This is a genomic window from Pseudarthrobacter sp. AB1 (assembly GCF_014926485.1).
Taxonomy (GTDB): Bacteria; Actinomycetota; Actinomycetes; order Actinomycetales; family Micrococcaceae; genus Arthrobacter.
In genome coordinates, this window is record NZ_PZKO01000055.1 from 1 (window position 1) to 22346 (window position 22346).

At 62.0% G+C, this 22346-nt stretch carries 17 protein-coding genes, 1 tRNA gene and 1 pseudogene; 16 read left to right on the forward strand and 3 right to left on the reverse strand.

Annotated elements, in window-relative coordinates:
- Nucleotides 1-265 (forward strand): annotated as a pseudogene (locus tag DAD99_RS13745) (hypothetical protein); the annotation flags it as partial.
- An 83-nt stretch (nucleotides 266-348) separates the two neighbouring features.
- Here DAD99_RS13745 and DAD99_RS13750 read toward each other — a convergent pair.
- Nucleotides 349-1566, reverse strand: coding sequence for a pyridoxal phosphate-dependent aminotransferase (locus DAD99_RS13750; protein ID WP_193342010.1), 1218 nt, complete (start codon nucleotides 1564-1566; stop codon nucleotides 349-351).
- A gap of 275 nt (nucleotides 1567-1841) precedes the next feature.
- Between DAD99_RS13750 and DAD99_RS13755 the strand changes: the two genes are divergently transcribed.
- The 9 genes from DAD99_RS13755 to rplL all read left to right on the forward strand — a co-directional run bounded on the left by DAD99_RS13755 (nucleotide 1842) and on the right by rplL (nucleotide 8420).
- Nucleotides 1842-1914, forward strand: a tRNA-Trp gene (locus tag DAD99_RS13755).
- Between the two features lie 81 nt (nucleotides 1915-1995).
- Nucleotides 1996-2280, forward strand: coding sequence for a preprotein translocase subunit SecE (gene secE, locus DAD99_RS13760; protein WP_185261237.1), 285 nt, complete (start codon nucleotides 1996-1998; stop codon nucleotides 2278-2280).
- Nucleotides 2281-2396: 116 nt separating this feature from the next.
- Nucleotides 2397-3293 carry a transcription termination/antitermination protein NusG gene (gene nusG / locus DAD99_RS13765; protein ID WP_193342011.1) on the forward strand — a complete coding sequence of 299 codons (897 nt, stop codon included), beginning with the start codon at nucleotides 2397-2399 and terminating at the stop codon, nucleotides 3291-3293.
- A gap of 130 nt (nucleotides 3294-3423) precedes the next feature.
- Nucleotides 3424-3855 carry a 50S ribosomal protein L11 gene (gene rplK, locus DAD99_RS13770; protein ID WP_024365990.1) on the forward strand — a complete coding sequence of 144 codons (432 nt, stop codon included), beginning with the start codon at nucleotides 3424-3426 and terminating at the stop codon, nucleotides 3853-3855.
- Between the two features lie 141 nt (nucleotides 3856-3996).
- Nucleotides 3997-4704, forward strand: coding sequence for a 50S ribosomal protein L1 (rplA, locus tag DAD99_RS13775; RefSeq protein ID WP_111906643.1), 708 nt, complete (start codon nucleotides 3997-3999; stop codon nucleotides 4702-4704).
- 116 nt (nucleotides 4705-4820) lie between these two features.
- Entirely contained in the window at nucleotides 4821-5939 is a 1119-nt protein-coding gene (locus tag DAD99_RS13780) for a GNAT family N-acetyltransferase (RefSeq protein ID WP_193342012.1), read from the forward strand.
- Between the two features lie 8 nt (nucleotides 5940-5947).
- Nucleotides 5948-7066 carry a GNAT family N-acetyltransferase gene (locus DAD99_RS13785; protein ID WP_193342241.1) on the forward strand — a complete coding sequence of 373 codons (1119 nt, stop codon included), beginning with the start codon at nucleotides 5948-5950 and terminating at the stop codon, nucleotides 7064-7066.
- Nucleotides 7067-7362: 296 nt separating this feature from the next.
- A complete protein-coding gene (gene rplJ, locus DAD99_RS13790) occupies nucleotides 7363-7962 on the forward strand; it encodes a 50S ribosomal protein L10 (RefSeq protein WP_160673150.1) in 600 nt (199 codons plus the stop codon).
- A gap of 80 nt (nucleotides 7963-8042) precedes the next feature.
- Nucleotides 8043-8420, forward strand: a complete 378-nt coding sequence (gene rplL / locus DAD99_RS13795; protein ID WP_056344416.1) for a 50S ribosomal protein L7/L12 — start codon at nucleotides 8043-8045, stop codon at nucleotides 8418-8420.
- 123 nt (nucleotides 8421-8543) lie between these two features.
- On the opposite strand, the gene DAD99_RS13800 is transcribed toward rplL, so the two are convergent.
- Nucleotides 8544-9041 carry an aminoacyl-tRNA deacylase gene (locus tag DAD99_RS13800; protein ID WP_193342013.1) on the reverse strand — a complete coding sequence of 166 codons (498 nt, stop codon included), beginning with the start codon at nucleotides 9039-9041 and terminating at the stop codon, nucleotides 8544-8546.
- 16 nt (nucleotides 9042-9057) lie between these two features.
- A complete protein-coding gene (locus DAD99_RS13805; protein ID WP_193342014.1) occupies nucleotides 9058-10257 on the reverse strand; it encodes an acetyl-CoA C-acetyltransferase in 1200 nt (399 codons plus the stop codon).
- 238 nt (nucleotides 10258-10495) lie between these two features.
- Between DAD99_RS13805 and DAD99_RS13810 the strand changes: the two genes are divergently transcribed.
- From DAD99_RS13810 to fusA, 6 genes are all read left to right on the forward strand, one after another.
- Complete coding sequence (locus DAD99_RS13810; RefSeq protein ID WP_193342015.1) at nucleotides 10496-10966, forward strand: hypothetical protein; 471 nt, start codon at nucleotides 10496-10498, stop codon at nucleotides 10964-10966.
- A 295-nt stretch (nucleotides 10967-11261) separates the two neighbouring features.
- The gene (rpoB, locus tag DAD99_RS13815; RefSeq protein WP_185261231.1) at nucleotides 11262-14780 is read left to right on the forward strand and encodes a DNA-directed RNA polymerase subunit beta; all 3519 of its coding nucleotides are present in this window, start codon (nucleotides 11262-11264) and stop codon (nucleotides 14778-14780) included.
- A gap of 118 nt (nucleotides 14781-14898) precedes the next feature.
- Nucleotides 14899-18798 (forward strand): DNA-directed RNA polymerase subunit beta', encoded by a 3900-nt coding sequence (locus DAD99_RS13820; protein ID WP_185261230.1) that lies wholly within the window; start codon nucleotides 14899-14901, stop codon nucleotides 18796-18798.
- Between the two features lie 333 nt (nucleotides 18799-19131).
- Nucleotides 19132-19506: a 30S ribosomal protein S12 gene (gene rpsL / locus DAD99_RS13825; protein WP_011692814.1), complete on the forward strand. Its 375-nt coding sequence runs from the start codon at nucleotides 19132-19134 to the stop codon at nucleotides 19504-19506.
- Nucleotide 19507: 1 nt separating this feature from the next.
- Nucleotides 19508-19978 carry a 30S ribosomal protein S7 gene (rpsG, locus tag DAD99_RS13830; RefSeq protein ID WP_011692813.1) on the forward strand — a complete coding sequence of 157 codons (471 nt, stop codon included), beginning with the start codon at nucleotides 19508-19510 and terminating at the stop codon, nucleotides 19976-19978.
- A gap of 69 nt (nucleotides 19979-20047) precedes the next feature.
- Nucleotides 20048-22162, forward strand: coding sequence for an elongation factor G (gene fusA / locus DAD99_RS13835; protein WP_185261229.1), 2115 nt, complete (start codon nucleotides 20048-20050; stop codon nucleotides 22160-22162).
- The last annotated feature ends 184 nt before the right edge of the window (nucleotides 22163-22346 follow it).

A 22346-nucleotide genomic window follows, 5' to 3' on the forward strand; every position in this document is an offset into this window, starting at 1 on the left:
TCTCGAGGCCGCGAGGGAGTACCTCACCGACTATGTGCACTGGTACAGCACCGATCACAAACACTCCGGCATCGCGCTGTTCTCACCCTCACAAGTCCACAACGGCTCTTGGAAAGAGCTCTGGGACAAGCGAGACCAAGTCCACCAGGACTACTACGAACGACACCCAGAAAGATTCCGCCAACGACCCACCACACCGGCCCCCGCCCAACACGTCGGGATCAACCTGCCCGAGACCAAAACACCCCAAAAACTAGCCCAGTGACTCCACACAGCTTGACAATTTTCGGCTCTCTCACCAAGTGAGAGAGCGATTGCGTTTTTCTTGCAGGAAGTGAGAGAGCGTCCCTACTTGGCCTTGCCCAGGAAGTCCTGGAGCCGGGCGACGCCGGTGGCCAGGTCCTCGTCGCCCAGGGCGTAGGAGAGCCGCAGGAAGCCGGAGGGGCCGAACGCCTCACCGGGCACCACGGCCACCTCAACCTCGTCCAAGATCAAAGCAGCGAGCTCGGCGGAGGTGGACGGTGTTGCGGTGCCCGCCGCCGTCGGGAATTCCTTCCCCAGCAGCGCACGGACGTCCGCGTAGACGTAGAACGCACCCTTCGGCGTCGGGCATTCAACACCCTCGATCGCATTCAGGCCGGCCACGATCGCCTTGCGGCGGCGGTCAAACGCCACCTTCATCTCGTCGACGGCGGTCAGCGGTCCGGAGACGGCGGCGAGCGCTGCAATCTGCATGATGTTCGAAACGTTGGACGTGGCGTGCGACTGCAGGTTGGTGGCCGCCTTGATGACGTCGGCCGGGCCGATCATCCAGCCCACACGCCAGCCGGTCATCGCGTAGGTCTTGGCCACGCCATTGAGGATGACCACTTTGTCGCCGAGTTCCGGGGCTGCCGTGGCGATCGAGGTGAACGGGACGCCGTCGTAGGTCAAGTGCTCGTAGATCTCGTCGGTGACCACCCAGAGCCCCTTGGCGGCGGCCCACTTGCCGATCTCAGCCACCTGCTCCGGGCTGTACACAGCGCCAGTGGGGTTGGACGGCGAGACAAACAGCAGGATCTTGCTCTTGTCCGTCACAGCGGCCTCAAGTTGCTCAACGGTGACCAGGTAGTCCTGCTCAGGTCCGGCGAATACCTCAATGGGGACACCGCCGGCGAGCCGGATGGCCTCCGGGTACGTGGTCCAGAACGGTGTCGGGACAATCACTTCGTCGCCCGGATCCACCAGCGTGGCGAAAGTGTTGTACACGGCCTGCTTACCGCCATTCGTCACCAGGACCTGGGACGGATCCACAGCGTAGCCGGAGTCGCGGAGCGTCTTCTCGGCGATGGCCTTTTTGAGCTCCGGCAGCCCGGCGGCGGGGGAGTAGCGGTGGTATTTGGGCTGGCTGGCGGCCTCGATGGACGCCTTGACGATGTAGTCCGGGGTGGGGAAGTCCGGTTCCCCTGCCCCGAAGCCAATAACCGGCCGGCCAGCTGCCTTCAGCGCCTTGGCCTTGGCATCAACGGCCAGGGTTGCAGATTCGGCAATAGCGGAAATGCGCTTGGAAACGCGGGCGGCAGACATGGCAGGGTCCGTTCTTCGCTTGCAGCCCGGAGGCTGAATGGTGGAATTCGACGTGATCTACTCTATGCTGTTCAGCGGATCGTTCGGGCTGCCGGCGTGGATGTGACTGCAGGTCAAGTCACCCACCAGGGCGGATTGGACGGCCCGGAATGAGGCTGGTTCGACGTAGACGAAGTTGTTGCGTAGACTGGTTCTCCGGTGTTGAAAACACGGATGATGACGTGCGCCCCAGTGCGAACTGCGGAAGTTTTGTCAGGATGCTGTTTTCGATCCATAGGGTAGTGGCGCAATTGGTAGCGCAGCGGTCTCCAAAACCGCAGGTTGCAGGTTCGAGTCCTGTCTGCCCTGCGCAAGCTGTTCCGGCGGAATGCCGGAGCAAGCGCAGCAACCATGGTTCTGATCAGGACCGGGTAATCCAACATTGCGAAGATGAGCGAGGACCAGGTGACCGAAACAGCTGCCAGCAGCTCCAAGGGCCGCCCAGCTAAGAAGGACGCCAAGGCAAACTTCTTCGCTCGTATTGCACTCTTCATGCGCCAGGTCATCGGCGAGCTGAAGAAGGTTGTTGCACCAACCCGCAAGGAACTGATCAATTACACGTTCGTGGTGCTGGTGTTCGTGGCCATCATGATGGTGATCGTCAGCCTGCTGGACATCGGTTTTGGAACCGTGGTCAGCTGGGTCTTCGGCGGGATAGCTCCCGGGGACCGCTAAGGCATATCGTCCGCAGGCCGCGTGGCCTTGTCCGGGTAAACCGGAAGAATCCACGCGGTGTGCGGAATTGAGCCATTTAAATAGGCATGTTAGGCAATGAGGAAGCAGGAGACCAAGTGTCTGAGCAGGAGCTCGAGGTAACCGAGACTGAGCTGGAAGAGTCCACGGACAACACGGCGGCCCCCACGGTTGAAGCCGGTGAAGAGTCTGAGGTTGAGTCCGCTGCGCCCGATTCCGCCGACGCCGATTCCGCCGCCGATTCAGACGATTCAGAGGATGCCGATTTAGAGGGTGACGCCGTAGAGGGCGAACTCGCTGAGGGCGACTCATCAGAGGGTGACGCCGTAGAAGGCGAACTCGCTGAGGGCGACGCTGATGCAGACGCCCTGGCAGCCGCGGCCGCCAAAGCCGAAGTTGACCCCGCCGACGAATTCAAAGCCAAGCTGCGCCGCCAGGAGGGTGACTGGTACGTCATCCACTCCTACGCCGGCTACGAAAACCGCGTCAAGGCCAACCTTGAGACCCGCATCCAGACCCTGGACATGGAAGATTACATCTTCGAAATCCAGGTGCCCATGGAAGAGGTCGTTGAGATCAAGAACGCTCAGCGCAAGGTCATCAACCGGGTTCGGATCCCCGGCTACGTCCTGGTCCGCATGGACCTGACGGATGCCTCCTGGGGCGCCGTCCGCCACACCCCCGGTGTAACCGGTTTCGTGGGCAACGCCCACAATCCGGTGCCGCTGCGCCTCGACGAAGTCTTCTCCATGCTCGCGCCGGTCTTCGAAGAAGAGCAGGCCGAAAAGGGCAAGCCCGTCAAGCACGCTGCCGCGCAGATCGATGTTGACTTCGAGGTCGGCGAATCGGTCATCGTCAAGGAAGGTCCGTTCGAGACCCTTCCCGCCACGATCTCCGAGATCAAGGTGGAATCCCAGACCCTCGTGGTGCTCGTGTCGATCTTCGAACGCGAAACACCGGTCACGCTGGCATTCAACCAGGTCAGCAAGATCTAGTTACCCGCACAGAATTCGTTCCGGGCTGCCCGCTTAGCAGCCCCGGAACGGCCGGTCGCCTCGCCATGGCGGCCAACAACCTGAGGCACGCTCCTGTGTCCCAGGAAGATATTGAGAGAAGGACCTTACATTGGCTCCCAAGAAGAAGGTCACCGGCCTCATCAAGCTGCAGATCCAGGCAGGCGCCGCTAACCCGGCCCCGCCGATCGGTCCTGCGCTTGGCCAGCACGGTGTCAACATCATGGAATTCTGCAAGGCGTACAACGCTGCCACAGAAGCCCAGCGCGGAAACGTTATCCCCGTGGAAATCACGGTCTACGAAGACCGTTCCTTCACGTTCATCACCAAGACCCCGCCGGCTGCAGAGCTCATCAAGAAGGCTGCAGGCGTTGCCAAGGGTTCACCCACCCCGCACACCGTCAAGGTTGCCAAGCTGACTCAGGCCCAGGTCAACGAGATCGCCACCACCAAGATGGAAGATCTCAACGCCACCAGCCTTGAAGGCGCAGCGAAGATCATCGCCGGTACCGCCCGCTCCATGGGTATCACCGTAGAAGGCTAATAGCCTTCACCGTCGGGAAACCGGCACCACTGCCGGACAACCGGCATAACCGAAATGTCGCAGGATCCATGCAGGATCCTCGGCTGTGGCAGGGCCCAGCGCGGTCCGCAGACCACAACTGCACAAGGAGAAATAAGCAGCATGGCAAAGCGCAGCAAAGCATATGAGGCAGCAGCCGCCAAGATCGACGCGGAGAACTTCTACGCGCCGTTCGAGGCAGTAACGCTCGCCAAGGACACCAACCCGTCCAAGTTCGACGCCACCGTTGAGGTTGCCTTCCGCCTGGGCGTTGACCCTCGCAAGGCTGACCAGATGGTCCGCGGCACCGTTATCCTGCCCCACGGCACCGGTAAGGTCTCCCGCGTCCTGGTCTTCGCAACGGGCGACAAGGCTGAGGCAGCAATCGCTGCCGGCGCCGACTTCGTTGGTTCCGATGACCTGATCGAAAAGATCGCAGCCGGCTGGACCGATTTCGATGCAGCCGTTGCCACCCCTGACCTCATGGGCAAGGTTGGCCGTCTTGGTAAGGTCCTGGGTCCCCGTAACCTGATGCCGAACCCGAAGACCGGCACCGTGACCGCAGACGTCGCCAAGGCTGTCAACGACATCAAGGGTGGCAAGATCGACTTCCGCGTCGACAAGCACTCGAACCTGCACTTCATCATCGGCAAGGTTTCGTTCGACGCCATCAAGCTGGCCGAGAACTACGCAGCTGCACTGGAAGAGGTGCTTCGTTTGAAGCCGTCCGCTTCCAAGGGCCGCTACATCCAGAAGGCCACCGTGGCCACCACGTTCGGTCCCGGCATCGCTGTCGACCCCAACGTCACGAAGGTCCTGACCGAGGTCTAGTCCTCAGCAGTACCTCCGCCGGTCGATTCCGGCACACCCAAGGACCGTCCGGCACTGCGCCGGGCGGTCCTTGGGTTTAACCCCACCAAACCGTGCAGATCGTTAGGCTGGAGGGCATGACCGGCCAGCAGCTGAAGATCACCGCAGTCGCCATTCCTGCAGCGCTCGACGCCGGGACTAACCACAGTGCCGGCGGCACCGGCGGCATAATGGACTTCCACGCGTGCCACGCCTTGCGCGAGAAGCATGAGCTGGATAAATGGGGAGACCTGGACCGCTGCCCCACAGCCATGGAGAGCCTGGAATACTGGCGCGGCAATAAGTACGAAGATCGCAGGCTTTTCATCGCACGGCTGGGCCAGCAGACGGTGGGAACCTGCTCCGTAACCCTGCCCCTGCGTGAAAACACGTCCACCGCAGGGATCCTGGTGGACGTGTCGGCACGCTTCCGGAGGCTGGGATTGGGCCGCCGGCTGTTGGCGCACGCCGAGGCTGCGGCCGCCGACGCTGGCCGCACTTCCCTGGATGCCTACTGCGAGCTGCCCGCCGGGACGGTGGAGAATGCGGTCCGGCTGATCCCCGCCAAATCGGGAGCGGGCGGGCTCCCCGCAGATGATCCTGCCGTCGCCTTTGCGGCCAGTGCGGGTTACGAACTCGAGCAGGTGGAGAGGGCCAGCCGGCTCACGCTGCCAGTCCCGGCGAACCAACTCGATGCACTGGAGTTGGAGGCATCTTCACGGGCAACCGGCTACACCCTGGTGGGCTGGTCTGATCGCTGTCCTGACGAACTCGTGGCTGAATACGCAGTCCTCAAGAACCGGATGAGCACGGATGTCCCTATCGCCGGCCTGGACTGGGAAGCTGAGGACTGGGACCCAGCCAGGGTCCGGCAGGAGGAGCAGTCGAGCAGCCGCGGCGGCGTACAGAGCCAGGTCGCGGCAGCGCTGCACAGGCCTACCGGCAAGCTGGTGGCCTACACGGTCCTAAACTGGCGGCCGGGCATTCCTGCGAGCACTGCCCAGCAGGACACGCTGGTCTCGTCCGAGCACCGCGGCAAGAGGCTGGGATTGCTGATTAAGACGGCGAACCTGCGGGCGGCCCAGCATCGGTGGCCCGCGGCGCGTTCGGTGCTGACATGGAACGCTGTGGAAAACCGGCATATGCTGGCGATAAATAATGTGCTTGGATTCAAACCTGCTGGTTATGAGGGCGAATGGCAGAAACGGCTGGGATGACGCACCTGATGGCAGAAGACGTACGGATCGAGCAGCTGTGGATCCCGGATACCGTGGACGCGCCTGACGCAACGGATTTTCTGGCTGCCGTCGAGGTGGGCCGCAAAGTCCGGATGCAGACCTGGGGCAGTGATGACCTCGCTTATACGCCGCTGGAGAAGCTCCTGGAGCTGGCCGATCCCTATGAGCGCCAGATCATCCTGGTGGCCAAGGCCGGGGACCAGATCATCGGTACGGTGGACATTGCCCTGCCGCTGACTGACAACCTGGACATGGCGGAGTTCACGCTGGACATCCTGCCGGAATTCCAGCGCCAGGGGGTGGGCCGCAAGCTGCTCCTCGCGGCCGAACACCTGGCGCGCAGCGAGGGCCGCACCTTGATCCTTGTTGACACCAACCATCCCGGCGCGTCCCTGCACGAGTTCGAGGCTGCCCAGCTGGTGCCGGGTTCAGGCCAGGGCTTTGTGCCGCTGGAGAGCCGGGAAGTCGAATTCGCGCGCCGGACGGGCTACACGCTGCAGCACATCGAACAGTTCAGCGCCTGTGCACTGCCCCTGGACACCAAACTCGTGGCCGATCTCCAGGCCGAGGCCGATGAAGCCAACGACGCGCGGTACCGGCTCCATCACTGGACTGACCGCTGCCCGGATGAGTGGCTGGAAGCCGTGGCCGTGCTCGAGAACCAGGCGGGCGCCGACGTCGATCCTTCCCTGGAGGCCCCCGTAGAGCAGGACATGGTGTTCGACGGCGGCATCCTCCGCGGGGCGGAAGAGGTCACCATCGCGCAGGGGAGGCGGACGGTGGTCACCGCCGTTGAGCATCTGGCCACCGGGGCACTGGTAGGTCTGACCACTATCAGCGTACTGGCCCACCGGCCCGATGTGGTGTTCCAGGACGACACCCTGGTCCTGCAGGAGCACCGCGGGAACAAGCTGGGGCTGCTGATCAAGGTGGCCAACATGGAGCGGCTCACCGAGCAGTTCCCCGACGCCCGGGTGATCTACACCTGGAACGCGCCGGAGAACAGGTACCTGTTGACGGTCAACCAGCAGCTGGGCTTCACCACGGCCGGCGTGACCGGCATCTGGCAAAAAGAGCTCCCATACCTGGGGACCAGTAAGAGCTGAGGCCGATTTGGTGGTCCGGCGGCCCGTCCCGTAAGCTTGAACTACCAAAGACCGTCGGTTGTTGGAAATCCATTCTCCTGAACGCAGCTCAACTCTGCAGTTGTGTGCGGGAGGCCAAATGTATTTCTGGACGAAGGACCCTGAACATAGGGCGGCCGGCGCAGGTGAACGAAGCAACGCTCCACAGCGAAAGCCGTGTCGAGCCAAGCCCCGTGCATCTGCGCGGGGCGTTTTTTAGTTTTAGCTCATCTGAGCGGGGACCGTCGCATACCGGCACTATCCCCGGAAGGAGGGTTATGGCAACGCCTACAAAGGTTTCAGCAGTAGCTGAGATCACTAACGATTTCAAGGAATCGAACGCCGCTGTCCTGACCGAATACCGTGGGCTCACCGTTGCACAGCTCAAGCAGCTGCGTGTTTCTCTCGGCCAGGACACCAAGTTCTCGGTCGTCAAGAACACCCTGACCGCAATTGCAGCCAAGGAAGCTGGTGTCGAAGCATTCAACGACCAGCTCTCCGGCCCCACTGCAATCGCGTTCATCAAGGGTGACGCAGTTGCCGCTGCCAAGAGCCTGACGGATTTTGCCAAGGCCAACAAGCAGCTGGTCATCAAGACCGGTTACTTCGAGGGCAAGGCACTGAACGCGAGCGAAGTCGCTGCCCTGGCAGCACTCGAGTCCCGCGAGCTGCAGCTCGCAAAGGTTGCAGGCATCCTCAAGGCTCCTGCTGCCGCCGCTGCACGCACCATTGATGCACTGCGCCTCAAGCTCGAAGAAGCGAACGGTTCACCGGCAGCAGCCGAGGCTCCCGCCGCGGAAGAAGCTCCGGCCGCAGACGAAGCCCCCGAAGCAGCTGCAGAGGCTCCCGCCGAAGCACCCGCTGCCGAAGAGAACTAGTTTCTCTTCACCCACCAGACTCCGGTGTGAAGGCAACGGCCCAGGCCGCCAAGCACCACCTATAGGAAGGACGCCACACCATGGCGAAGCTCACCAACGAAGAGCTCATTGAAGCTTTCAAGGAACTGACCATCATCGAGCTCTCCGAGTTCGTCAAGCTCTTCGAAGAGACCTTCGAAGTTACTGCAGCTGCAGTTGCTGTTGCTGGCCCCGCCGGTGGCGGCGCAGCTGAAGAAGCTGAAGAGCAGACTGAATTCGACGTTATCCTCGAATCAGCTGGCGAAAAGAAGATCGCAGTGATCAAGGAAGTTCGCGCAATCACTTCCCTGGGTCTGAAGGAAGCTAAGGACGTTGTTGACAGCGCTCCGAAGGCTGTTCTCGAAGGCGTCACGAAGGAAGCTGCCGAGAAGGCAGTGGAGCAGCTCCAGGCTGCCGGCGCAACCGTTACCCTCAAGTAACTCACGCCGCTTCACGGAAACCCCGTCCACTTCGGTGGGCGGGGTTTCCTGCATTTAACCCAACGCGGAGTCACTTACGGCCCATGAAGTGCCCACTGATGGGCCGTAAGTGACCCCGCGTTGCTAGTTGGGTTCGGAGATATCGGCGACGACGGCGCCCAGTGCCGCGGTGAGGGCGTCGGCGTCCACAAACGCGCTGTAGCCGTGTTCACCGGCACCCATGGAGATGCGGCGGCCGGCAATGGTGACGTCCGCGTACACCGGCCAGGCGGTGGTGCTGCCGAGCGGAGTGATGGTGCCCCGTTCGTAGCCGGTCGCACCAAGGGCCACGTCCGCGGACGGCAATGAGAGTTTGTTGACGCCCACCAGGGTCCGCAGTTTTGGCCAGGAGATTTGCCGGTCACCCGGAATCAGCGCGAACAGGAACGTTCCGTCCTTGTGTTTGACCACCAGGGACTTCACGATCTCCGCAGGCGTGATGCCCAGGATCCCGGCAGCCTCCTCGAGGCTCCGCGCGGCGAGGCGCTCCACAATCTGCACGGCCAGGCCGCGCGCGGCGGCGTCAGCAAGGAAGCGCTGACGTCCGACGGCGGCACTTCCGTTGCCGGCCTGCCCCACCATCAGTCCCTGCCCGCCTTCAGTCGCGGTACAGCAGCAGGGCTTCACCCTGGCCGCCGCCGCCGCACAGCGAGACCGCGGCCTTGCCGCTGCCACGCCGTTTGAGTTCGTGGGCCGCGTGCAGCGCCAACCGCGCACCGGACGCCCCGATCGGGTGGCCCAGCGCAATGGCGCCGCCGTGGATGTTGCACTTTTCCAGCGGGTAGTCCAGGTCCTTCAGCGACTGCACTGCGACCGAACCGAATGCTTCGTTAATTTCGATGAAGTCCAGGTCGGCGGTGCTCCATGCTGCCCGCTGCAATGCGTTCTTGATGGCGTTGGATGGCTGCGAGTGCAGGGAGTTGTCCGGACCGGCAACCTGGCCGGGCTTTCCGACCACAGCCAGGTATTCCAGGCCGTTCTCCTCCGCGAACCGGCGCGATGCCAGCACAAGGGCGGAGGCGCCGTCGGACAGGGGAGAGGAGTTGCCGGCCGTGATGGTTCCGTCGCTGACGAAGGCTGCCCGCAGCCCGGACAAGGACTCGATGGATGTGTTCGGGCGAACGCCTTCGTCGGTGTCCACCACGAGGGGATCCCCTTGGCGCTGTTTGACGCTGATGGGTGCGATCTCGTCGTCGAAGACGCCGTTCTTCGCCGCCAGCGCCGCGCGCTGGTGCGATTGGGCGGCAACGTTGTCCTGCGAGGTCCGGTCAATTCCCAGCGTCAGGTTCTTGGTTTCGGTGGACAGCCCCATGGACTGGCCATCGAATGCGTCCGTGAGTCCGTCGTGGGCCGCTACATCCAGCGCCTGGATGGCGCCGTAGGTCCAGCCCTGGCGCGAACCCGGCAGGAGGTGGGGCGCTCGGGACATGGATTCCTGGCCACCGGCCACCACCACGGTGGCGTCGCCGCTGCGGATCATCCGGGCGGCGTCGATCACGGCGGTCAGCCCGGACAGGCACACCTTGTTGATGGTGAGAGTGGGAACATTCCAGCCGATCCCTGCACCAATGGCGCTCTGGCGGGCGGGGTTCTGCCCGGCACCGGCCTGCAGGACCTGGCCCATGATGACGGCATCCACCTGGCCGGCCTGCACGCCGCTCGCGGCAATCGCGGCCCTGATCGCGTGCGCTCCGAGTTCGACGGCGGTGAAGCTCGCCAGTTGCCCGTTGAGCCGGCCCTGCGGCGTGCGCGCACCAGCCAGGATAACAACCTCAGTATTGTCGTTGGAGTTGCCCATTGTGATCTCTTCCGCTCTGAATCGATGTACTTCCAAGGCTACCGTGAGTCATGTCACCCACTAATCCAAACGCCGAATGGGCACCGCTGATTCCAGTCGTGCCGGCCGCGGCCCGTAGGGGAGAACTACCCATCCGCCGGATGTGCGCGTGGTCGCGGCGGTGCGTAGGGTGGACGGCGAAGACGAATGCGTCTGAGCAACAAAAAATCAGGGCAACGCAATAACAGGGAGCAGCATCTTGAAGAACATCGTCGCCGCGGCAGCCATAGCCAGCCTCGCCGGGCTCACCGCCTGCAGCGTTGCCACTCCTGCGCCGGCCGGTTCTTCATCAACAGCAGCCCCCACTGCGTCCACTTCCGCGCCCTCCACCGCGTCGCCGTCGCGCTCTTCCAGTCCGTCGGCCGCCCCCCAGGCCGGGGGAGTTAAGGGAGCCTGCGAGACGTTCAACTCGCTCTACGCCGAGTACAGGACCATCCGGGACGATTCCAGCGCCTACGAGGACATCTACTTTGCCGCGCAGGACGCCAAGGAATCAGTGTCCGGAAACCTGGTGGGACTGTTTACCTCGCTCAGCGTCCTGGCGCTTGACCACTCATCGGCAGTTAAAAAGGGCGCCGCTCCCGAGCAGGAATCAAAGGACGCCGTGCGTGACGCCGTGTTCGCCAACGCCGGCGAATGCACAGCAGCAGGCGTTACGCTGCACCTCTGACGCCTCTTCCGGTACAAAAAATAGGTGCTTGCAATAAGTCCGGTTGTGGGGTAGACACGTAATTGGTTTTGCCGTATCGTAGATATTTGCGTCTTCCCTGTTTACCTTCAGCCTTCATATAGCGGTGGGCTTTGCCTGGCAGCTGACCATCAACGTGCCGTCAACAACGTCATTGTATGGAAAGCCCCGGCCCGGGTCATATAGCGGAACCGGATGGTAGCACTGCGGAGTCATTCCGCAGGGTGCACAGCGGGGGAGATCTGAAAACGCCTGAAGGTCTGTGGAAGGATCCCTCTTGGTCGCCTCGAGCACCTCTAATGTAAATAACACTGCCACCGCTATCGAATCAAACAGCACTGATGGTGCCACGCGCCGGCTGTCATTCGCAAAGATTCACGAACCGCTGGACGTTCCGAATCTCCTTGCACTGCAGACGGACAGCTTCGACTGGCTGGTCGGAAACGAACGCTGGCAGGCGCGCGTAGCGAAGGCCGTCGAAGAAAACGATCTCAGCGTCGCCACCTCGTCCGGGCTGTCGGACATCTTTGAAGAGATCTCCCCGATCGAGGACTTCCAGGGCACCATGTCCCTGAGCTTCTCCGATCCGGAGTTCGCTGACCCGAAGTACACCATGGCCGAGTGCAAGGACCGGGACGCAACGTACTCGGCACCGCTGTACGTCAAGGCCGAGTTCATGAACAACAACACGGGCGAAATCAAGCAGCAGACCGTGTTCATGGGCGACTTCCCCCTCATGACGGAGAAGGGCACCTTCGTCGTCAACGGCACCGAGCGTGTGGTCGTCTCCCAGCTGGTCCGTTCACCGGGCGCCTACTTTGAGCGCACCGCCGACAAGACCAGTGATAAGGACATCTTCACTGCCAAGATCATCCCGTCCCGCGGTGCGTGGTTTGAACTCGAGATCGACAAGCGCGACCAGGTCGGCGTTCGCCTCGACCGTAAGCGCAAGCAGTCCGTCACTGTTCTGCTGAAGGCCCTGGGCTGGACCGAAGGCCAGATCCTCGAAGAGTTCGGCCAGTACGACTCCATGCGCGCAACGCTGGAGAAGGACGCCACCGAGACCCGCGAAGACGCGTTGCTGGACATCTACCGGAAGCTGCGACCGGGCGAGCCGCCCACAGTCGAGGCTGCCCAGTCCCTCCTGGACAACCTGTACTTCAACTCCAAGCGCTACGATCTGGCCAAGGTTGGCCGTTACAAGATCAACCGCAAGCTTGGCATCGACCGCTCCCTTGGCGACAAGGAAGCTTCGGTCCTGCACGTTGAAGACATCGTGGCCATGATCAAGTTCCTGGTTGCCCTGCACGCCGGCGAGAAGACCCTCACGGGCAAGCGTGATGGCCAGGACCACGAGCTGCGCGTTGATATCGATGATATCGATCACTTCGGCAACCGTCGTATCCGCGCCGTCGGCGAGCTCATCGAGAACCAGGTCCGCACCGGCCTGTCCCGTATGGAGCGCGTTGTCCGCGAGCGGATGACCACCCAGGACGTCGAGGCAATCACGCCGCAGACACTGATCAACATCCGCCCTGTTGTTGCAGCCATCAAGGAGTTCTTCGGAACGTCCCAGCTGTCGCAGTTCATGGACCAGAACAACCCGCTCTCGGGTCTGACCCACAAGCGCCGTCTGTCCGCGCTTGGCCCGGGTGGTCTGTCCCGTGACCGCGCAGGCATGGAAGTTCGAGACGTTCACCCGTCCCACTACGGACGTATGTGCCCCATCGAAACCCCTGAAGGCCCGAACATTGGTCTGATCGGTTCGCTGGCATCCTACGGCCGCATCAACCCGTTCGGCTTCATCGAGACTCCTTACCGTCTCGTCGCTGAAGGCGTTGTCTCCGATGAGGTCCAGTACCTCACGGCCGACGACGAGGCAGAGGTCCTGATCGCTCAGGCCAACGCTCCGCTGGATGAGAACAAGAAGTTCGCCGAAGAGACCGTCCTGGTCCGCGCCCGTGGTGGTGGAGGCGAGCCTGTGCTCGTTCCCGCCGGCGAGGTCGAGTTCATGGACGTTTCCCCGCGCCAGATGGTGTCCGTGGCTACGGCACTGATCCCGTTCCTCGAGCATGACGATGCTAACCGCGCACTCATGGGTGCCAACATGCAGCGCCAGGCCGTGCCGCTGGTCCGTTCCGAAGCTCCGTTCGTGGGCACCGGCATGGAGCGCGCCGCCGCCGTCGACGCCGGTGATGTCACCATCGCGAAGAAGGCCGGTGTCGTTACCGAGGTTTCCGCTGAGCTCGTCATCATGCTCAACGACGACGGTACGGAAACCAACTACCGCATCAACAAGTTCGCACGCTCCAACCAGGGCAACTGCTACAACAACCGTGTCCTGGTTAACGAAGGCCAGCGCCTCGAGGTCGGCGGCATCATCGCCGACGGTCCGGCAACGGACCAGGGCGAACTCGCCCTCGGTAAGAACCTGCTCGTGGCATTCATGTCATGGGAAGGCCACAACTTCGAGGACGCCATCATCCTCTCGCAGCGCATTGTTGCCGAGGACGTTCTTTCCTCCATCCACATCGAGGAGCACGAGATCGATGCCCGGGACACCAAGCTTGGTGCCGAGGAAATCACCCGTGACATCCCCAACGTGTCCGAGGAAGTCCTCGCAGGGTTGGACGAGCGCGGCATCATCCACATCGGTGCCGAAGTTGAAGCCGGCGACATCCTGGTCGGAAAGGTCACCCCGAAGGGTGAAACCGAGCTGACCCCGGAAGAGCGCCTGCTGCGTGCCATCTTCGGTGAGAAGTCCCGCGAAGTGCGCGACACCTCCCTGAAGGTTCCGCACGGCGAGTCCGGCACCGTCATCGGCGTCCGCGTCTTCGACCGCGACAACGACGACGAACTGCCCCCGGGCGTGAACCAGCTGGTGCGCGTCTACGTGGCCGCCAAGCGCAAGATCACCGACGGCGACAAGCTCGCCGGCCGTCACGGCAACAAGGGTGTTATCTCCAAGATCCTCCCGATCGAGGACATGCCCTTCCTTGCCGACGGTACCCCCGTTGATATTGTCCTGAACCCGCTGGGTGTTCCGGGCCGTATGAACGTCGGCCAGGTGCTGGAAACGCACCTCGGCTGGGTTGCCAAGACCGGTTGGAAGATCGAAGGCGAGCCCGAGTGGATGAAGCAGCTGCCGAACCTGCCGCGCGAGAGTGGCTCCACCACTGTTGCAACGCCGGTGTTCGATGGCGCCCGTGAAGAGGAAATCACGGGTCTGCTGGACTCCACCAACGTCACCCGCGACGGCGACCGCCTGATCAACTCCTCAGGCAAGACCCGCCTCTTCGACGGCCGCTCCGGCGAGCCGTTCCCGGACCCGATCTCGGTCGGCTACATGTACATCCTGAAGCTCCACCACCTGGTGGACGACAAGATCCACGCCCGTTCCACTGGCCCGTACTCCATGATCACGCAGCAGCCGCTGGGTGGTAAGGCACAGTTCGGTGGCCAGCGCTTCGGTGAGATGGAAGTGTGGGCGCTGGAAGCTTATGGCGCCGCGTACACACTCCAGGAACTCCTCACCATCAAGTCGGATGATATCCACGGTCGTGTCAAGGTCTACGAAGCAATCGTCAAGGGCGAGAACATCCCCGAGCCGGGCGTTCCTGAGTCCTTCAAGGTCTTGATCAAGGAAATGCAGTCGCTGTGCCTGAACGTGGAAGTACTCTCCACGGACGGAACCACAATTGAAATGCGTGACTCTGATGACGCAGTCTTCACGGCTGCGGAAGAACTGGGCATCGATCTGTCTCGTGCAGAGCCCAGTTCCGTAGAAGAGGTTTAGCAGGGGACTTACCGGGAAAAGCAAGCGGCCCCGCCGTGCTGACTTTCCCGGTAAGTCACCTCCCTCTTCCCGTAACCAAGACTTCAGAATTTAGAGAACAAGAGAGAACAGGGACCATATGTCCAGCGAATCCTCCTTCGGCCTCATGCAGATCGGCCTTGCCACCGCGGATGACATCCGTGGCTGGTCTTACGGCGAGGTTAAGAAGCCGGAAACCATCAACTACCGCACGCTCAAGCCCGAGAAGGACGGCCTCTTCTGCGAGAAGATCTTCGGCCCTTCCCGTGACTGGGAATGCTACTGCGGTAAGTACAAGCGCGTGCGCTTCAAGGGCATCATTTGCGAGCGGTGTGGCGTTGAAGTCACCCGTGCAAAGGTCCGCCGTGAGCGCATGGGCCACATCGAACTGGCCGCCCCGGTCACGCACATCTGGTATTTCAAGGGTGTTCCGTCCCGTCTGGGCTACCTCCTTGACCTGGCACCGAAGGACCTCGAAAAGGTCATCTACTTCGCTGCCTACATGATCACCAGCGTCGACGCCGACAGCCGCCACGAGGAACTGCCCAACCTGCAGGTTGAGCACGACATCGAGAAGAAGCAGCTGATCGACAACCGCGACTCCGACATCGCCACGATCGCCCGTGACCTCGAAAACGAGATCGCGCGCCTCGAAGGTGAAGGTGCCAAGGCGGCCGACAAGAAGAAGGCCCGCGACTCCGCGGACCGTCAGATGGCTAACGTGCGTAAGCGTGCCGACGCCGAGATCGAACGTCTCGAGCAGGTCTGGGACCGTTTCAAGAACCTCAAGGTCGCAGACCTCGAAGGCGATGAAGGCCTCTACCGCGAGCTGCGCGACCGCTACGGCATGTACTTCGAAGGCTCCATGGGTGCCGAAGCTATCAAGAAGCGTCTTGAGAACTTCGACATGCAGGCCGAGTCTGACCTGCTGCGCGACATCATTGCCAACGGCAAGGGCCAGCGCAAGACCCGCGCCCTGAAGCGCCTGAAGGTGGTCAACGCGTTCCTGACCACCAACAACAGCCCGCTGGGCATGGTGCTGGACGCCGTTCCGGTGATCCCGCCGGAACTGCGCCCGATGGTGCAGCTGGATGGTGGCCGCTTCGCGACCTCCGACCTCAACGACCTCTACCGTCGTGTGATCAACCGCAACAACCGCCTCAAGCGTCTGCTTGATCTCGGTGCCCCGGAGATCATCGTCAACAACGAGAAGCGCATGCTTCAGGAAGCTGTTGACAGCCTCTTCGACAACGGCCGTCGCGGCCGTCCGGTCACGGGTCCTGGCAACCGTCCGCTGAAGTCCCTGAGCGACATGCTCAAGGGCAAGCAGGGTCGTTTCCGCCAGAACCTCCTCGGCAAGCGCGTTGACTACTCCGGCCGTTCGGTCATCGTCGTCGGCCCGCAGCTGAAGCTGCACCAGTGTGGTCTGCCCAAGCAGATGGCACTGGAGCTCTTCAAGCCGTTCGTGATGAAGCGACTGGTTGACCTCAACCACGCACAGAACATCAAGTCGGCCAAGCGCATGGTCGAGCGTTACCGTCCGCAGGTCTGGGACGTTCTGGAAGAGATCATCACCGAACACCCGGTGCTGCTCAACCGTGCACCCACCCTGCACCGCCTTGGCATCCAGGCGTTCGAACCGCAGCTTGTTGAAGGCAAGGCAATCCAGCTCCACCCGCTGGTTTGTGGCGCCTTCAACGCTGACTTCGACGGCGACCAGATGGCAGTCCACCTGCCGCTGAGCCCCGAGGCCCAGGCTGAGGCACGCATCCTGATGCTGTCCTCGAACAACATCCTGAAGCCGTCCGACGGCCGCCCGGTCACCCTGCCTTCGCAGGATATGATCATCGGTCTCTACCACCTGACCACCAAGCGTGTCGGCTCAGCTGGCGAAGGCCGCGTCTTCTCCTCGGTCTCCGAAGCCATCATGGCCTACGACCTCCGCGAGCTGCACTTGAACTCGCAGGTCAGGATCCGTCTCGAAGGCTTCGTTCCGTACGCGGGCTGGGAAGCTCCGGAAGGCTGGGAAGCCGGCCAGCCGGTGATCGTCCAGACCTCCCTGGGACAGGTCATCTTCAACCAGACGCTGCCGGCGGATTACCCGTGGGTTGAGAACGTTGCGGACAAGGGCGAACTGTCCACGATCGTCAACGATCTCGCCGAGCGCTACCCGAAGGTGGTCACGGCGGCAACGCTGGACAACCTGAAGGATGCCGGTTTCTACTGGGCCACCCGGTCAGGCGTTACCGTTGCCATCTCGGACATCGAGGTACCCAAGGACAAGCCACGGATCCTCGCCGGCTACGAAACCATGGCTGCCAAGATCCAGGGCCAGTACGACAAGGGCCTGATTGACGACGACGAGCGTCGCCAGGAACTGATCGAGATCTGGAACAAGGCAACCAACGAAATCGCCCAGGTAATGCGTGACAACCTGTCGCCGATGAACACCATCAACCGCATGGTGTCCTCCGGGGCACGTGGTAACTGGATGCAGGTCCGTCAGATCGCGGGTATCCGTGGCCTGGTGGCCAACCCCAAGGGTGAAATCATCCCGCGTCCCATCAAGTCCTCGTACCGCGAGGGCCTGTCGGTGCTGGAATACTTCATCGCCACGCACGGTGCCCGTAAGGGTCTGGCTGACACTGCGCTGCGTACCGCCAACTCGGGTTACCTGACCCGTCGTCTGGTGGACGTGTCGCAGGACGTCATCGTCCGCGAAGAGGACTGCGGCACCGAACGCGGCCTGGTCACGGCAATCGCCGTGCCGGACGCCAACGGCGAGCTGGTCCTGGACGAGAACGTCGAGAACAGCGCCTACGCCCGCACGCTCGCTGTTGATGTTGTGGACTCCAAGGGCAATGTCCTTGCAGCCGGCGGCACCGACTGCGGCGACGTCGTGATCGCTGAACTGTTCGCAGCCGGCATCACCGAGGTCAAGGTCCGCTCCGTACTCACCTGTGAGTCCAGCGTCGGCACCTGCGCCCTGTGCTACGGCCGTTCACTGGCCACGGGCAAGACCGTGGACATCGGCGAGGCTGTCGGCATCATCGCCGCACAGTCCATCGGTGAGCCCGGTACCCAGCTGACCATGCGTACGTTCCACACCGGTGGTGCTGTGTCCGCCAGCGGTGGAGACGACATCACCCAGGGTCTGCCCCGTATCCAGGAGCTCTTCGAAGCCCGTACTCCGAAGGGTGTCGCGCCGATTGCTGAAGCAGCCGGCCGAATCGCCATCGAAGAGTCCGAGCGTCAGATGCGCCTGGTCATCACCCCGGATGACGGCTCTGAAGAGATCGCTTACCCGGTGCTGCGCCGTTCACGCCTCCTCATCGAGGATGGCGAGCACGTCACAGTAGGCCAGAAGCTCATCAACGGTCCGGTGGATCCGAAGCAGGTTCTGCGCATCATGGGTCCCCGTGCCGCGCAGAAGTTCCTGGTGGACGAGGTCCAGGGCGTGTACCGCAGCCAGGGCATCGGTATCCACGACAAGCACGTCGAGGTTATCGTCCGCCAGATGCTGCGCCGCGTCACGGTCATCGAGTCCGGCGAATCGGATCTGCTCCCCGGCGAGCTCGCCGAGCGCAGCCGCTTCGAGGACGCCAACCGCCGCGTTGTGTCCGAGGGCAAGACTCCGGCTTCCGGACGTCCTGAACTCATGGGCATCACCAAGGCGTCCCTGGCCACCGAGTCCTGGCTGTCGGCAGCTTCCTTCCAGGAGACCACCCGCGTCCTGACGCAGGCGGCCATGGAAGGCAAGAGCGACCCGCTGCTCGGCCTCAAGGAGAACGTCATCATCGGTAAGCTGATCCCGGCAGGCACGGGTCTCCCGCGCTACACCGAGGTCACCGTGGAGCCCACTGAAGAAGCCAAGGCCAACCTGTTCACCGGCCCCAGCGCGTTCAGTGACTTCTCGTACGACTCCCTGGGCGGCGACGGAGCTCCCGAGTTCCACGCCATCCCGCTGGATGACTACGATCTCGGCAACGATTTCCGCTAGTCGATTGCGTTGAAAGGCCCCGCTTCCACTCCGTGGAGGCGGGGCCTTTCCTCTATACCCGTTTAAAGGCCCGGGTCCAGCCGTGCTAAACTTTGTGTAATTGTTCTGTGTGGCAGTGGATGAAGGCCGCCGCAGCATCATTTTGGTTTTGTTCTCATGATGCTGGGTGGAGCTTGTTTCCGGGTTGCGGGTAAGGTGCGCAACGAATGCCACGCTTTTGCACGCCTGCGCAAGCTTCCAGAGCCGCAGCTGCAAGGAACAACGCCAAAACCATTGTGCTCAGGCTGGCGCTTGAGCGTGAAGGTAGAGATCAAACCAACGGAGAACACGAGAGTGCCTACGATTAACCAGCTGGTCCGCAAGGGCCGCACGCCTAAGGTCAAAAAGACCAAGGCTCCCGCGCTTAACGGCAGCCCGATGCGCCGCGGTGTTTGCACCCGCGTTTACACCACCACCCCCAAGAAGCCGAACTCGGCTCTTCGTAAGGTTGCACGTGTGCGCCTCAACGGTGGCGTTGAAGTTACCGCTTACATCCCCGGTGTAGGCCACAACCTGCAGGAGCACTCCATTGTGCTCGTTCGCGGCGGTCGCGTGAAGGACCTCCCCGGTGTCCGTTACAAGATCGTCCGTGGCGCCCTCGATACCCAGGGTGTGAAGAACCGTAAGCAGGCACGCAGCCGCTACGGCGCAAAGATGGAGAAGAAGTAATATGCCTCGCAAGGGTCCGGCCCCCAAGCGGCCGCTCGTACTAGATCCCGTTTACGGCTCCCCGCTGGTCACCCAGCTGATCAACAAGGTGCTGGTTGACGGTAAGAAGTCCACCGCAGAGCGCATTGTTTACGGTGCCCTCGAAGGCGCCCGCGCCAAGTCCGGCGGCGACCCCGTAGCAGCCCTCAAGAAGGCCATGGAGAACGTCAAGCCTTCCCTCGAGGTCCGTTCACGCCGCGTTGGTGGCGCCACCTACCAGGTTCCGGTTGAGGTCAAGCCGGGCCGCTCCACCGCCCTCGCTCTGCGTTGGCTGGTTGGCTACTCCAAGGCCCGCCGTGAAAAGACCATGACCGAGCGCCTCCAGAACGAAATCCTGGATGCCTCCAACGGTCTCGGTGCCGCTGTGAAGCGTCGCGAAGACACCCACAAGATGGCCGAGTCCAACAAGGCCTTCGCACACTACCGCTGGTAATACTTCCCGGACGCCGCCGGCTCAACTGAGCCGGCGGCGAACGCGTAGTCCATCCGAAAGGGAGACACCGTGGCACAGGACGTGCTTACAGACCTTAGTAAGGTCCGCAACATCGGCATCATGGCTCACATCGATGCCGGCAAGACCACCACCACCGAGCGCATTCTGTTCTACACAGGTGTGAACCACAAGATCGGCGAAACGCACGACGGCGCTTCGACGACTGACTGGATGGAACAGGAAAAGGAACGCGGCATCACCATCACGTCTGCCGCCGTGACCTGCTTCTGGGACAACAACCAGATCAACATCATTGACACCCCCGGCCACGTTGACTTCACCGTCGAGGTTGAGCGCTCACTGCGCGTCCTCGACGGCGCCGTTGCCGTGTTTGATGGTAAAGAAGGTGTCGAACCGCAGTCTGAGACCGTTTGGCGCCAGGCTGACAAGTACAACGTTCCGCGTATCTGCTTCGTCAACAAGATGGACAAGCTGGGTGCTGACTTCTACTACACGGTAGATACCATCATCAGCCGCCTCGGTGCCAAGCCGCTCGTTATGCAGCTGCCGATCGGTGCCGAGAACGACTTCGTCGGTGTTGTCGACATCCTGGAAATGCGCGCGCTGGTCTGGCCGGGCGACTCCAAGGGTGACGTCACCATGGGTGCCAAGTACGAGGTTCAGGAGATCCCCGCGGATCTGCTGGAGAAGGCCAAGGAATACCGGGCAGCCCTCGTTGAGACGGTGGCTGACGCTACCGAAGAGCTCATGGAGAAGTACCTTGAGGGTGAAGAACTCACCGTCGAGGAGCTCAAGGCCGGCATCCGCAAGATGACGATCAACTCTGAGCTCTACCCGGTCTTCTGTGGCTCCGCGTTCAAGAACCGCGGCGTTCAGCCGATGCTTGACGCCGTGGTTGACTACCTGCCGAACCCGCTCGACGTCCCGCCGATGATCGGCCACGATCCTCGCGACGAAGAGAAGGAACTCACGCGCGCACCTTCCTCCGAGGAGCCGTTCTCTGCTCTGGCGTTCAAGATTGCCGCGCACCCGTTCTTCGGCCAGCTCACCTTCATCCGCGTGTACTCCGGTCACGTCGAAGCAGGTGCTCAGGTGGTCAACTCCACCAAGGGCAAGAAGGAGCGCATCGGCAAGCTGTTCCAGATGCACGCCAACAAGGAAATGCCTGTTGAGGGCGCTACCGCCGGCCACATCTACGCAGCAATCGGGCTGAAGGACACCACCACGGGCGACACCCTGTGTGACTCCGCCAACCAGATCGTCCTCGAGTCCATGAGCTTCCCGGAGCCCGTGATCTCGGTTGCCATCGAACCGAACACCAAGGGTGACCAGGAGAAACTCTCACTGGCTATCCAGAAGCTCTCCGCCGAGGACCCGACCTTCCAGGTCTCCCTCAACGAAGACACCGGTCAGACCATCATCGCCGGCATGGGCGAGCTCCACCTGGATATCCTGGTGGACCGCATGCGCCGCGAATTCAAGGTCGAGGCCAACGTCGGCAAGCCCCAGGTCGCTTACCGCGAAACCATCAAGAATGTTGTTGCGCGTCACGACTACACGCACAAGAAGCAGACCGGTGGTTCGGGTCAGTTCGCGAAGATCCAGATTGCCATTGGGCCGCTGGACACTTCCGAGGGCGAGCTCTACGAGTTCGAGAACAAGGTCACCGGTGGCCGTATTCCGCGCGAATACATCCCGTCGGTTGACGCCGGTATCCAGGATGCACTGAACGACGGCGTCCTGGCCGGTTACCCGGTTGTTGGCATCAAGGCGACGCTGATTGACGGCGCTTACCACGATGTTGACTCTTCGGAAATGGCGTTCAAGATCGCCGGCCGTATGGCTTTCAAGGAAGCCGCACGCAAGGCTAACCCCATCCTGCTCGAACCGCTGATGGATGTAGAGGTCCGCACCCCTGAGGAATACATGGGTGAAGTAATCGGTGACCTCAACTCCCGCCGTGGCCAGATGCAGTCCATGGAAGATGCACAGGGTGTCAAGGTAATCCGTGCGCACGTCCCGCTGTCCGGCATGTTCGGCTACATCGGTGACCTGCGTTCGAAGACTCAGGGCCGCGCTGTGTACTCCATGACGTTCCACAGCTACGCGGAGGTTCCGAAGGCATTTGCCGACGAGATCATCCAGAAGAACCGCGGCGAGTAGTCTTCCGACTTTCGCAGCAAAAACTCGGGTGGGTTTCCGGTTCACGGAAGCTCACCTGGTGCAGATGGCCGGGTCCGGTCAAGCCGGGCCCCGGCCATCTGCACGAACAGGCTCGAGGGACTAGTATTAGTTCCTGAATCTGCAATTTCACCAATCCAAAGCCCCCCAAGTAGACTTGCCTGAG

What these genes read in the sequence shown, in the direction of transcription:
- DAD99_RS13820 (WP_185261230.1), top strand. Translation starts at nt 14,899, where the DNA reads ATGTCCAGCGAATCCTCCTTCGGCCTCATGCAGATCGGCCTTGCCACC.
- DAD99_RS13805 (WP_193342014.1), bottom strand. Translation starts at nt 10,257, where the DNA reads ATGGGCAACTCCAACGACAATACTGAGGTTGTTATCCTGGCTGGTGCG.
- rplJ (WP_160673150.1), top strand. Translation starts at nt 7,363, where the DNA reads ATGGCAACGCCTACAAAGGTTTCAGCAGTAGCTGAGATCACTAACGAT.
- DAD99_RS13780 (WP_193342012.1), top strand. Translation starts at nt 4,821, where the DNA reads ATGACCGGCCAGCAGCTGAAGATCACCGCAGTCGCCATTCCTGCAGCG.
- secE (WP_185261237.1), top strand. Translation starts at nt 1,996, where the DNA reads ATGAGCGAGGACCAGGTGACCGAAACAGCTGCCAGCAGCTCCAAGGGC.
- rplA (WP_111906643.1), top strand. Translation starts at nt 3,997, where the DNA reads ATGGCAAAGCGCAGCAAAGCATATGAGGCAGCAGCCGCCAAGATCGAC.
- rpsG (WP_011692813.1), top strand. Translation starts at nt 19,508, where the DNA reads ATGCCTCGCAAGGGTCCGGCCCCCAAGCGGCCGCTCGTACTAGATCCC.
- DAD99_RS13785 (WP_193342241.1), top strand. Translation starts at nt 5,948, where the DNA reads ATGGCAGAAGACGTACGGATCGAGCAGCTGTGGATCCCGGATACCGTG.
- rplL (WP_056344416.1), top strand. Translation starts at nt 8,043, where the DNA reads ATGGCGAAGCTCACCAACGAAGAGCTCATTGAAGCTTTCAAGGAACTG.
- DAD99_RS13750 (WP_193342010.1), bottom strand. Translation starts at nt 1,566, where the DNA reads ATGTCTGCCGCCCGCGTTTCCAAGCGCATTTCCGCTATTGCCGAATCT.
- DAD99_RS13800 (WP_193342013.1), bottom strand. Translation starts at nt 9,041, where the DNA reads ATGGTGGGGCAGGCCGGCAACGGAAGTGCCGCCGTCGGACGTCAGCGC.